This is a genomic window from Ruminococcus flavefaciens (assembly GCF_900108555.1).
GTDB lineage: Bacteria > Bacillota > Clostridia > Oscillospirales > Ruminococcaceae > Ruminococcus > Ruminococcus flavefaciens_P.
Genome location: NZ_FNWV01000023.1, coordinates 1 through 12,965, shown reverse-complemented (window position 1 = coordinate 12,965; position 12,965 = coordinate 1). Strand labels below are relative to the sequence as shown.

Below are 12,965 nucleotides of genomic sequence, written 5' to 3'. Positions count from 1 at the left end.
TATAAGTCCAGCCGATGACAGTAGCCTGCTTGTTTTTGCCTGTCGTTTTGTCATAAAGCAGACCGTAAACCAGACACTGCCCCTGCTCCAGACTTGCAAGAGTAGCTGAATCAACACCTGTTAGCTTGGAGATGTCCGCGAAATCAACATATTCCGGACGAAAGATAATCAGCGTTCTGCAGTTACCGAATGTTTTACCAAGTTTTTCCTTAACAGCTGAAAAGTGCTGTGTTGCTATTAACATACGTATACCATGTTTTGCACCCTTGCGCAGCAATTTGTCAATTGCGCTATCAGTGCTTATATCCAGATCTTGCGCTTCATCAAGAATTATTGTATTACGAGTCTCAGGAAAATGCTGCTTGTAGGCGTAATAGCTCGCAAGTAACATATCTGTCACATAGGAACCTTTAGCTACACTATCAAAGCCTGTGGAAATTACAACTATCTTCTTCTTGGAAGAGAAGAATTCTCTCCATGAAGTCTTTGGAGTTGGTAGTTCTTCAAAATCTTCAAGGACACCTTCAATTTTATCGCGTAAAGCCTTTTGAACTTCATCTTTTTTTTCAAGATAAGCAAGTATATCACATATATTTATATCGTCATTTTTATCCTTTAACATTACGCCTATGCGTTTGTATAGCACTTTTCCCTGCTTATCACCTAGGCTTCTTGCCGCACAGGATAAAACGCTTTTTATGCGATCCTTTTTCTCGGTAACATCATCACAGTCGCTAACGTCGGCAAGGTTAACTGGCAATCCCATCTTTGGGATGCTCCAGAAGGAAAAATACTTATCAATTATACTTTCTGGAAGACGCTTCCTTACCTCACGCTCTGACCATGATCCATCATTATCTACAATTAGAACTTGTTCATCATTTATAGCAGCGTCTACAGCCTGCTCGCCTTCATACGTGCTCTTGCCACTACGAGAATCTCCTGAAATCAACTGATGATAATTCAAATCCGGTTCCATATTCTGTCCATACAGGCAAGTACCTGCTCGGTTCATTACCAAAGGTCTGAGTTTGATATTCGCCGCTTCAACCTTCGTTAACTGATAACCGGCATACTTTAACTCTCTGACCTTTTCTAAATTGGAAGGATATAGAATTATACTCGGTATACTAAAGACACTTATTGATATTTGAATCTTAGGAGCTATATCTACATCTATATTCCGCTTGTACTCTTTCTGTCTATGATTTTTTTCCATACATTTTTCGAGTGCTTTAAGAATCTTGTATTTTTTCTTACAGGTTCGCATGCGCATCAAAATGTAATCCCAGAGTTCAGGCTCAAAATTCAGCCAAAAACCGTCGTAAACGATTGTTTTACTCTGTAATTTATAATACGGGAAACCTTTCTGTGTCGTAATCTTAAAGATGCCAGTTGCTATAAGCTCATTCAAAACATTAATAAAATCGTTAAAAATAGCCGTAACCGAGTCGTCACGGTTATCACTACCCGACTTCATCCATGTCAGAATACTCTTGGTCTCCTCTTCGGATATCAAACCGTAAGAAAACATTATTGAAATCGCTACTCTTATCATTTTTTTTGCGTTGATATTCTCAGAATTCTGGATTGTCAGAGTTTCAATGTCAGCAGCCTTAAGAGCATTTTTTATAAATGCAAGCATATTTGTAGGATCGTTTACGATAGCCTGTATCAATGCAGAATCGAACTCACCTGAAAATCTCTGAAGCTTATCCGGATCTCCGATATTTACTTTTTCGCAGAGATTAATATACATCGCCGGCGTATCTTCAGGGATTACGCATGGATTCTCACAGATAATCGAAGTCAAATGCCTCGTACTATCCTCAATTCCATTCGTTCCTTGCAGATCATCAACCACGACCTTAAGCAGCTCGTCGTGTCTTTTGCCATTCTCAATGCGAGCATCATCGTATAGAACAACCATGCTGTCGTTTGAATCACGAAAAGCCTTTTTCAGTTCGCTTTTTGTTGACATTAAAGATTTAACAACCTGTGAGCTATAATTTTGCGTTTTTAGCAATGCAATCGCTGTTTTTGCAGCTGAAGGACATGCAGGTTCAACAATAATCAGCTGATCCGGCTTAATGCCTTCTTTCTCGAAAAAGTACAGCAGTAAGCTTGCAATTCTAAGAGCAATAAGAAGTTTGTACTGCCAAATTCTCGGAAGTACCATAGAGTAATCCTTGGCAATATCCACGATAGCCCTATCTGTTGGTAGCAACTGTCTTTCACGAACATCGGTCGGATAGCAAGACATATACTGAGGATTCACTATTTCAGCCGAAGCGAAAAGCAAGTGGCCCTCACTATCTTTGCTCCACCCAGAACGCTTAGGAGTAAACAGCAATTTTCTCTCCGTTATTTCCTGAACGGCAAGGTAGAATGCAGCTTCAAGGTATTTTTCAGGACAATCCGGATTACGACGAATAAACGAAAGATATGGTAGAACCTCTCTTTTCATGTATTGCCGCATAGTCAGTGTAATCGAATACACTTTGCCCTCATACTCAAGCTCGATGCAGATGCACTCATACTCACTGGGAGCTCTTGGATTTACGACAAGTGCTTGCAAAATACGAAATTTTGCGATATTTCCTTCGTATCCGTTTCTTTCTTTAAATTTCCACAGATAGCTGAGCTTATCCTGAAATATCCGTCGAGGAGTTAATCCTCGCTTAGAGTAATTATCAAGATACGCCTTCGGCTCAAGCCAAACGTCGCCCGAAAAGATCTTATCCATAACTCCTACCGGAACACCAGCCTTTTTTGACTTTACAGTTTCAAAACTGTATTGACCTATTGGCCAAGATGTCCGCTGTGGTAGCATAGCATCAGAACTTTGAGCAATGCTGTCGTAATTTTCATAATTTGCAAAAGCTTCAAATGAAAATTTGCCCATTTTTGCACCTCCTAACCTAGTTTAATGCAGCAGAATGCTGTAATCATATTATACGATAAAGTCATATTTAAGTCGAAGAGCGAATATTTCATTTTCGTTCCGACTCATCATGGAGAAATAATGTATGGATACTATTATAATGACAAGTTTATACAAGGAAATCATCGATTATCTTAATAACTATATCCCAGAGCCTATTGCGGATAATGAAGATGATTTTACTGCGCAAAGAGAGTGTGCTTACCGTCTATACGACTCTCTTGATGACTTGGAAAATGATAACGAGAAAGTCAGGAGATATCTTACGGATCATTTTAGGTATTTGATGAAAAATGTTTTGTACCTTGATATGAATAAATATAAAGCCAAAGGGGCAAGAGGATCATATTATATCTTTAAGAAAGACGCTTCTATCATTAAAGAAATACTGCTAAGATCGGTATCACATAATCTGAATGATATTATAATAAGTAAGTGGCTGGAAGGAAAAATTGATGACGATAATTATGATGATATAATTGAACTATCTGGCCGTTTGTTTTACGTTATACGTCACGTTGAGGATACTGATTCAAGTGTAAAAGAACTTTGGATTGAAACCTTAAAGCTTGCATTACGTACGGATATGGCCTATGCAATGGTAGAAGTAACATCCACTCTTAAAAACATCTTCTTTTCATCCTTACAGTTTAAAACAAATTGTCATGATGAAACTTTTGATACTCAAGATCCTGATGTTGAAATCGATCATTCTTATATCAGCAGCACTATGATAAATCAGGTCAACGCTCTTGGTGAAAAAGTTCAGCGTTCTTATTTTAAAATGCTATTTTCATATATGGAATCTGCTGATTTTGGCAATATAACAGATGTAGAATCATTCCCACCGTTAGAGCTTATGAAAATGAAGAACGTCTGTGAGCTATTTTATAAATTAGATCCCCCAGATGAAGATGATCCTGTTCTTAAAAAATATGGTTATAAATCCTCACATGGGGATTTTATAAAGCATTTCCCTAATAGTGATAAAATTGACGTTTTTACAGATTACTTCATATCTATTGACAAAGAGTATAAAAAGCGCTTGGAACAACGTAAAGAGAAGGACATGCTCAGACATATTAAAAATTCCAAAAAATCTTCGTAATTACGTTTTTGAAATTAAAGCCGTCTGAAAAAGTTGCAAAAAGCTACCTTTTTCATCATTTTTGGACAAGACTTTTTCTGAAAAACGTAATTTCAAAAATTTTTTCAGTTTTTTTATTATGATAACAATGCAGCCTCCTACACGGAGGCTGCTTCTATTGTCACGTTGTTTTGTACAGCCTGTAATAGTGTGAACGCGAGATTCCCAGCTCCCGCATCGCCTCCACAGGTCTTTTGTTTCCGCAGCGGACTTCCGCCATTACCTCATGCCAGTTATCAGGTAGAGGCTTGGACGGACGTCCGAACTTTATGTTCTTTCGTTTGGCTGCTGCTATGCCTTCACGTTGACGAGCTCGTATCTTGTTACGTTCATTCTCAGCTATAGCTCCCAGCACTTCTATTAGGATAGCGTTTATCATTTCGAGTACCCAAGCCTGCTCCGGCTGGAAGTCTGTGAGAGTGGTAGGTATATCAAGTATCTTTACTCGGACACCCATATCTTTGAACTCTTCAAGCTCTCTTTTGATATCAGATTTGTTACGACTGAGCCTGTCCAACTCCTTTATGACGAGCGTATCTCCCTTACGGAGTATCTGCCGCTTCAAGTACTGATAACCTTCACGCTCAGTGTCCTTGCCGGAAGCCTTGTCGATGATGATGTTCTGCTCAGGAACGCCGAACTTGGTGAGCGCTTCAAGCTGTCTGTCCTCGTTCTGTCCTGTTGAAGATACCCGAGCGTAACCATAGATCCTGTTGTCCATATTACCTCCAATCTTTCCCAAAAAGTCCTGCATAGTTTCGGTATATTTCATAACTAAAAATAGGACTTTTTGGAACACTTTTTTCGCTGTTTTTCGACTGTGTCATAAAGTATACTTTTTTGGACTTCAAAATGCGCCGCAGTAGCTCTCGTAGACTTCTTCACCGCACATGTATTTGACGTCTCTGAGAGCTTCTTGGAGCAAGCTATGGTCTGTGAGCATATCCTCAATCTCATCGCAGGTGTAGCCGTATTCGAGTAGAAGCTCAACATCTGAACTGTCGACACCGTAACAGCCGCAGTATGCAAGCAGTATCTCCTCGTGCATATTATAATAAGAAGAGAGGTCATCATCATACCAACTCATGTACTTGGATCTGTATATTTTAGGCTCATACCGTGAGCGTGTGATTTTGCCGTTCCTGTCGATACGGATGATATCTCCCTCGTCAGCTTCGATACGCTCAGAACCGAATTTATGCAGTCCCACACGCTTCAGTGCGTTCTTCATAATGCTCTCGGTACTGGCATATACGTAAAGTCCGAGGGAAGCGAAATGGAGCAGGCAAAGCGGGTTCGAGCCTTTGATAAGGTATAAAGTGTTCTTATCATCAAGCAAACTGAAAGTGAAGCTACCTTGTACCTGCTCCGACATATACCGAAGACTCTCAAAGTCCAGCTTATGCTGTGACTCTAAAAGTTGTACCGCGATATATGAGTCTGTCTCTATACTTGTGACAGGTAGCTGCTTCTCTTTACGAAGCTCCTTATCATTATAAATGATACCATTGTGAGCAAAACTAAATGAAGTAGCGCCAGTTTTTCCGTAAAACGGGTGGTTGTTCGCGTTGTTCTTCTCGTTGCCCTGCGTCGTGAGCCGAGTATGTCCGAGAACAGCTTTTGTACCTTCGGGCGAATTGAAATGAAGACGATGAGCAGGTTTGGGACGCTTAAATATTACGATTTGACCGTCCTTGACGTAGCTTATGCCAGAGGCATCTGTTCCTCTCTCTTCCGAAGCTACAGCAAGAGACTGTGTCAACTTTTTCAATACTTTGTTAGGTACTACTCCTTGGTAGTTCATCCAGCCAAATAAGCTGCACATTTTATCCCACCTCCTCAAATTTTACGTCGATACTTTGTGTATTCTTCTGGTTGAGGGAATCCTCTAAGATTTCGCCAACTCGATCGAGCAGCAATGTAGCTGTGAAAAGTGCAACAAGCTTAATGATTTCTCCAGCAGGACCACCTGACGGAAGTTTCTTTATTATTGTTATCGGGTTCATATTATAAGTCCTCCTCATTTTCTATTAATTCATTTACATACAAACGTCTTTCCTTGAGATAGGTTATCAATTCCTGCTCTGTGATCGTTTGAACAAAGTCTGACCAAGACTGATTTGCAATCTCGTCTTCGCTCATATTAAGAGCCACATTACAAATAGCATCAACGAGCTCCAACGCGGCAATGAGAGTGTTGTATTTGAGCGTTCCTCTGAAGATTCTGAACTCAACAGTACTGTAGTTCATCAAATTCACAGCGGCATACCTGCCGTTGTTGCCCTTCTTGGCTTTTTCAAGAATTTCGCGTCCTGTCTTTTCATAGCCGTATCGCGCAGCCCATCGGTTAATACTGTACTCACTGCGTCGTGAGAACTTGAGCAATTCAGTCCAGTGCTGTTCGATAAATAGCAATATATGGCCAATTACGAGCTCTTGTTCTTCTTGTGTATCACCGAGACAGGAGCGGTTAACGTGAACGTGCAATCCGCAGGTCGAGGTCTGATGACTTCGATATCCTAGGTATATAGCCTTTTTCATAATATCTTCCCACTGAAACTGCTTATGATATTCAAGACTCATAGGGTGGGTTACAAGCTCCATACCATCATCGAGACTGCCATCACCTTTGATGTATATGTGCTCGCTATTGCCGTCGGAATTGGCTACTTTAAGCAGTTCGTCAGCATTGTTACTGTCTTTGCCAGCCCCGTCAATTTCAAGTTCAACGCCGAAATATCGTGCAGAATCGTCACCATAGAAGATAGGCTCGGGTTTGTAGGAATAATCATGAATCGAGCGGTTCTTATCTACCTCTTCATCATAGCAGTCACGACAGTAATCGTATCCGTCGAGGTGATATGCGTCGTCCTCATGCAACAGCACATCGCAGCAGCTACAGCGTGTATAGTGATTGTGATAGCAATGGCTACAGAGCGTTGTATCATCATCGCCATAGCTGTCATCGATCCAAATTACAGCTCCACATCTGTCGCAGGTAGTAGTGTCACGTTCCACACAGTCAGAGCAGACAATTTGCCCGTTTATAGTCTCAAAATCGTCATCTTCCGCAATGATAGCCCCACAGTGTGAACAGATCATTCTGTTTTCATTGTTATTATTTTCCATTTTTACCTCCGTAAATAACGTAAAATAGCCGTCCCGAAGGACGGCTTTATTGTTGATATTTTCATTTGTCGTTGCCAATAATGATGACAGCAATCCTCACCTACCAGAAAAACAGATATAACATAAAGGCCGCTCCCGAAGGAGCGGCACTAATACTCTGTGGCAAGCAGCATGGTGGAGTGGTCATCATCATCGATGACGTAAATTTTTTGCGTGATAGGCTTCTCAGAAGGGAGCAAGTATACCTTTCGGTATTTAGGCTCTTCTGTCTGATGAGTGATACTCTGCATAAAGCCCACCTGATCCAAAGCGAAGATTTGCAGATAATCGCGAGGTTCTGGGAGCTGGTCAATACATGCCCATAGAAATAATTGTAGCTCTATGGGGATTGTATCATTTACCCCACGACTGAGGTAGCGTTTGTTCTTGAACATCGGTTGTTTCTCCTTTCAAAAATTTGTCACACATTTAATATGACCATGGTAATAATATATATCTGGAATTCGCTAATAATAGGCAAAAATTGAAATTCGGAATATATATTATTATCACGAAAGAAGAAAAATGTAATAAAAGTATAATTATTTGCAAAAAAGTATTACTATATGATAATCTGGAGCGAAGCGACCTGTATGTTATATGAAAATAACAATAGTTATTCACTAGAGTAACAATGTTACAATGTACAACATACATGGATAGTTTATTATATCTAAAAAGATAAACCACTCCAGAAATCTATATTGAAAGAGGTATTCACTATGAGGAATCCAGAAGACAAGAAGACAGTAAGAAAGACAGTCCTTATGACTGAGAGTCTTGCTAAGGACATTGATGAAGAAGCTAAACAGCGTGGTATAAAACCTAATGCTGTGATGAACGAGAGAATGGAACATCCCAACAGGGATGATAACAAGCCTTCCAATTTGGTGGAGTTTCAAGACTTCGCTAACGAAGCTGTTCGTAGAATGAAACAGTTTTCGGAGAAGGATGCAACATATCTTGAAAGAGAGGCTAATAAATTATGGACATTTTAACACAGAAGAGAGTTACAAATAACGGTGACGGAGCAGGCTACTTCAAGCACTGCATCAACTACGTCTATCAAGATAAACCGGAGCCTGGTGAATCACTTGTACAGACTAGGGGGTATGGCGTATGTGATACTAACCCAAGATATACATACCAGCAAATGTATGCATTGAAACAATATTACGGTAGGACCGGCGATAACCCGGTGATGCACTTTGTTGTTTCTTTCGATAGGAATAAAGTGTTCGATGCAATTACAGCCTGCAATTTGACCGAGATGATTGCAAATCATCTGAGAGCTAGATATCAGGTGATAACAGCAGTGCATATGGAGGATCAAGGAGGATCTCTCTTCCATGCACATTTAATAGTGAACTCGGTTGATATCTACACAGGCAGGCTGTACCATAGTGGTCCATACGAACTTCAACAGCTTGCGATGTTCATACATAATCTGACTGGTAACTATTGTAAATCTGTAATCAAATACATCTAATTCATATAATAAAGCTTATAAATTGAAAAAATGTATTGGAAAACAAACAGCTGAGATTCTTTATTTGATCGTTCCTCCCCATAACGGGGAGGCAGGCTGTTTGGTGCTGTTTACGTTAATTAGAATCACAAATATCGGGAAAGATACTGCTGCTGCGACCAACTGATTGAGAATACAATTGAGTTCAATTGACAAAATCGTAGCTATGTTATATAATCATTACATAAGTATTTCTGCACCTATTGCAACAGGAGATAAAATATGAAAAACTATAAAAAAGTAATTGCAATTATTGTATCAATGGCAGTTCTGACAGGCACAGTTACTTCATGTGCCGTATCTAAGAAAAAAGTACCGCTGAGCAGCGATGAAACCATTTCAGCGGCAGTTGATCCTGTGAGTCTAAAGGAGCTTCCGAGAGGCGAGTATGAGGTCTATGAGGCAGACTATTTAAAAGGTATTGAAAATATCTCAAATATTACGCCCTTGAACAATAACCGCTTCCTTATAAGCTCGGATACATCAGGATATGGCGATGCGGCTTCTCAGAAGCTGTATATCGCCGACGATGAGAAAAGCACAGTTACCGAGATAACTCCCGAACTTGGCTTGGACAAAACAGCCTATTATTCCGCACTCGGAACAACAACGGGAGAAATATTCATAACAGCGATCGAACCAAAATACACTTGGGGAAAAGACCCCGGTCACGCTTCTGAAGAAAACTTTGAGCAGGATCACCTTGATTATCTGTTCAGTAAGGCGAAAAATGTGGAATACAAACTTTTTGAACTGAATACAAAAGGCGAGATAATATCTGAAAACACTGTAGATATCGAATATGACAAGAAAAATCCTGTAACATGGCTGTTGTGTGATGACTGCTGGGATAATGAGCTCGTTATCACTGCAATCGTGGTAAAGGATTACGAAAGAACCTCTTCCTGTTATATCGTGGATAAACAGGGTAAAATCAAGGGACAGATTGAAAACTATATTCCTTATTACGGTCCTGCTGTCAGGAAAGTGACCTCCGACGATAAACTATGTTTTGTCGGCGGCGATTATACATCTGAAGAACCGCAGGACGCATTGTATTTCTATTCCAGAAATAATAATGGCTACCCTTTGTTTGATAACACCAGTGTCAAAATTGAAAATTTCGGCTGTGAAACAAGATCTGGCTGTATAGAAAAAGGTACCTTCGGTCACGGAAATGACCTGCTTTATCTTAGTTCGGGTATAGGACTCTTTGCATTTGATAAGGACAGAAAGTACGAAAATGTTATAAACTATATCGACATGATACCTTCGACCGAAGAAATAAGGTCTGTTGTTGTTCTTGATAATAACAGCGTTCTGGTACTTGGAAAGATATTCGACGACGAATACAAAAACGTATTGTACAAATTCAAAAGTGTCAACATTAAATGATCTTTCAAACTGCCAAGGGTTCACAATATGACTGTTCAACAAATGATATTGTTGGATTTTGATAATATGTGTGCCGCCTTAGTGGCGGCATTACTTTTATACATCATACATCTTTTCTTATACTATATAGAAATCCGCCCGTAATTTTACGAGCGGATACTTTGTTTGGCGCTTTAGCGTAACTAAACCCCCAGTTCTACTGGGGGAATAAAAATGCTTTAGCAAAAGCTTAAAAATAACCTCCAAGTATGGTAGAATAGTAAAGGTTTGGCGACCGCATTACTATCTGAGATACAAGGAGGTTATTAACAATGAAAAATGAAATAAAGCATACAACCCACTCCACATACAGATGTCAGTATCACATAGTGTTTGCGCCGAAATACAGAAGAAAAGCTATATATGGACAGTTGAAGGCAGATATAGGGCAGATACTCAGAAAGCTGTGCGAACAAAAAGGAGTAGAAATAATAGAGGCAACAGCAATGACAGATCATATACATATGCTGGTAAGCATTCCGCCGTATTTAAGTATAGCACAATTCATGGGATATCTCAAGGGGAAAAGTACACTAATGATATTCGACAGACACGCAAATTTGAAGTACAAATATGGAAGTCGTCACTTCTGGTGCAGAGGATACTATGTAGATACGGTAGGACGAAATGAAAAAGTCATACGAGAATACATAAAGAATCAAACAGAAGAAGATTGCATGGCAGATCAACTAACATTCAAAGAGTACATTGACCCGTTTACGGGTAGTAAGAATAAGTAAGCAAAAAGAAACAGCCGCTTGAAGCGGCTGCTCGAGATAGTAATGCAATGTCAAACCTTCGGTGCCCACTTTAGTGGGTGAGCCTGTATTCGCCCCTTTTAGGGGCTGTGCAAACCACCACTTCAGTGGTGGTTATGATTATAATCATTTTAGATATGTTTATGACTTAATCTCGCTGCCGCCCCATTCAACAACTGTAAAGCCCTTTCTCTTAAAGGTCTCAAGCTGCTGAGGTTCGATATCCAATGCCTCTTCAAGAGGAACATAAGCCATGAATATACGGAGCAGGCTGTCAGGTGTTGGAGTTATGTTCAGCTTTGCGGAATTTGTATACACATCGCCTTGGAAAGATATGAGATTATACTTGTTATGCTCCATTAGCGGCAGCCAGTATACGATGAATTCGTTCATTTCTTCCTCTGTAAGTCCCATATATGTGAGCTTTTCCTTGAGGAAGCTTTCTGTATCACTGCCTGCAACACAGAAGCCCTTTGAGAAATCAAATCTTGTACGGCAGTTTACTGCGTCCCAGAACAGGTACTTATGATGTGTACCGTCAGACTTGTTAAGGAGCTTTCCGTCAGGATATGCTGTTACATCCCATCCATTATTATACTTCGGATATGTTGTTGAGAGCTCTGCTTCGGTCAGCTCCAGCTCCACATGAACATCAGCCTCTTTCTCGGGATACAGGTATATCACAGGTTTATCCATGTATACCTCATAAACGATCGTCGGAGTTTTACCATTGTCTTCTACTGTTCTGATCCAGCCATATTGCCCACAGTATTCGGTAAATATCCATTTATCGTTATTATCCTGATATCCTAATTCTGAGAGACGAGTACCTTTATAAATAATTGCTACATACTCATAGCTTTCATCCGGGCCAAGATATAATTTAAGATAATCTGTAACAGTACGTATTGGTCCGCCGAAACTGCGCTGATCAGGTTCTAAATATTCTGTAGCATTCTGATTTATAAGTTCTTTTCGCATTGTTACAAAGTCAAATATATCTATCTTGTTATCACGGCAGAAATCAACTGCTCTCCAGTTGGAAAGTGTGATTTCTGATACAGAAAGAAGCCACTTTTGCATTATCAAAGCATCTGAAACTGTGAGACAGCCGTCTCCGTTGACATCACCGTTCGGTACCCATTCCAGTTTGCATGACAGCTCGACCTTGTTGTTCCCTTCATTTATGACTTCAAACTCAGGTTCGCAATAGCCGCCTCCGGTCATATCAGATATGATGCAATAATAGCTGTCAGGATCATATAAATTAATATCATCAACAGTGCAGGGATTTGATGTTATATCATAATTCACGGTTTTACCGCTTGAAGATGAGCTACTGCCGGTGAGTTTCATGATCCGGAACGCATCATCACCTTCAGGAATACCGATCAGTTCACCCGTATCCTTATCGTACAGAGTGATAGTTGTTGAATATGATGTGTTCTTTTTGCGGCTTTTTAGTTTTATTACAACATCAGCAGTTTCATTGTTGTATTTTGTGACGGTCATATAATCTTCAGGGATTATTTTTCCATTTTCATACCTTGGATGAGGGTCGGTCGTTTCAGGAATCAAATATCCTTTTGGCGGATTACTCAATCCGAATGAGAAATTATCTGCGTCAAGGTTTAACCCTGCGCTATGGTCAATTGCCGGATTTGTATAAAGCCAGAATGGCTGACGGTTCATAATGCACTCGCCTTCAGGTGTGTCATAGCTTACATTTGTCCATATATAAGGAGCGTCATCTTCGGGAACAGAAATAGGCTTGCCGGTATCATAGTCAACAAGTGTATATCTCATATTTCCCTTAAGCAGTACGGTCTGTGCATCATCTATAACCACACAGTCGGCAAGTAATGTCTTTTCTATTGCAGTGGGTGAATTGGAAATAAAGTAATTTTCGGTATAGTCATACGCTATCTTTGCATACCCGTCTTTTTCAGCCTGAAATACCCGGATCTCATGTTTTGTACCGCCGTC

General features: G+C 40.1%; 12 protein-coding genes. 5 read left to right on the top strand and 7 right to left on the bottom strand.

The annotated features are described in order from the left end of the window. Positions 1-2,905 (bottom strand): TraM recognition domain-containing protein (locus BLW60_RS15870; RefSeq protein WP_139283446.1); only part of this gene is annotated, 2,905 nt, incomplete at its 3' end. Positions 2,906-3,029: 124 nt separating this feature from the next. Between BLW60_RS15870 and BLW60_RS15865 the strand changes: the two genes are divergently transcribed. Next, positions 3,030-4,052: a hypothetical protein gene (locus tag BLW60_RS15865; RefSeq protein WP_074719120.1), complete on the top strand. Its 1,023-nt coding sequence runs from the start codon at positions 3,030-3,032 to the stop codon at positions 4,050-4,052. A gap of 160 nt (positions 4,053-4,212) precedes the next feature. Here BLW60_RS15865 and BLW60_RS15860 read toward each other — a convergent pair whose 3' ends face one another. The 5 genes from BLW60_RS15860 to BLW60_RS15840 all read right to left on the bottom strand — a co-directional run bounded on the left by BLW60_RS15860 (position 4,213) and on the right by BLW60_RS15840 (position 7,654). Further along, complete coding sequence (locus BLW60_RS15860) at positions 4,213-4,812, bottom strand: recombinase family protein (RefSeq protein ID WP_074719119.1); 600 nt, start codon at positions 4,810-4,812, stop codon at positions 4,213-4,215. A 126-nt stretch (positions 4,813-4,938) separates the two neighbouring features. Next, positions 4,939-5,916: a class II glutamine amidotransferase gene (locus tag BLW60_RS15855; protein WP_074719117.1), complete on the bottom strand. Its 978-nt coding sequence runs from the start codon at positions 5,914-5,916 to the stop codon at positions 4,939-4,941. Position 5,917: 1 nt separating this feature from the next. Then, entirely contained in the window at positions 5,918-6,097 is a 180-nt protein-coding gene (locus BLW60_RS15850; protein WP_074719115.1) for a hypothetical protein, read from the bottom strand. A 1-nt stretch (position 6,098) separates the two neighbouring features. Continuing rightward, the gene (locus BLW60_RS15845) at positions 6,099-7,220 is read right to left on the bottom strand and encodes an amidoligase family protein (protein ID WP_074719113.1); all 1,122 of its coding nucleotides are present in this window, start codon (positions 7,218-7,220) and stop codon (positions 6,099-6,101) included. A 149-nt stretch (positions 7,221-7,369) separates the two neighbouring features. Then, a complete protein-coding gene (locus tag BLW60_RS15840; protein ID WP_074719111.1) occupies positions 7,370-7,654 on the bottom strand; it encodes a DUF960 domain-containing protein in 285 nt (94 codons plus the stop codon). A 327-nt stretch (positions 7,655-7,981) separates the two neighbouring features. On the opposite strand from BLW60_RS15840, the gene BLW60_RS15835 reads away from it, so the two are divergent. The 4 genes from BLW60_RS15835 (at position 7,982) to tnpA (ending at position 10,961) form a co-directional block, all read left to right on the top strand. After that, entirely contained in the window at positions 7,982-8,257 is a 276-nt protein-coding gene (locus tag BLW60_RS15835; protein WP_074719109.1) for a hypothetical protein, read from the top strand. After that, the gene (locus tag BLW60_RS15830; RefSeq protein ID WP_074719107.1) at positions 8,245-8,748 is read left to right on the top strand and encodes a relaxase/mobilization nuclease domain-containing protein; all 504 of its coding nucleotides are present in this window, start codon (positions 8,245-8,247) and stop codon (positions 8,746-8,748) included. Before BLW60_RS15835 ends, BLW60_RS15830 begins: the two co-directional genes overlap by 13 nt. A gap of 261 nt (positions 8,749-9,009) precedes the next feature. Continuing rightward, the gene (locus tag BLW60_RS15825; protein ID WP_074719105.1) at positions 9,010-10,182 is read left to right on the top strand and encodes a hypothetical protein; all 1,173 of its coding nucleotides are present in this window, start codon (positions 9,010-9,012) and stop codon (positions 10,180-10,182) included. A 311-nt stretch (positions 10,183-10,493) separates the two neighbouring features. Then, positions 10,494-10,961, top strand: coding sequence for an IS200/IS605 family transposase (gene tnpA / locus BLW60_RS15820; RefSeq protein WP_074719103.1), 468 nt, complete (start codon positions 10,494-10,496; stop codon positions 10,959-10,961). Between the two features lie 159 nt (positions 10,962-11,120). On the opposite strand, the gene BLW60_RS16950 is transcribed toward tnpA, so the two are convergent. After that, on the bottom strand, positions 11,121-12,965 hold a 1,845-nt coding region (locus BLW60_RS16950), incomplete at its 5' end, for a dockerin type I repeat-containing protein (RefSeq protein ID WP_207645952.1).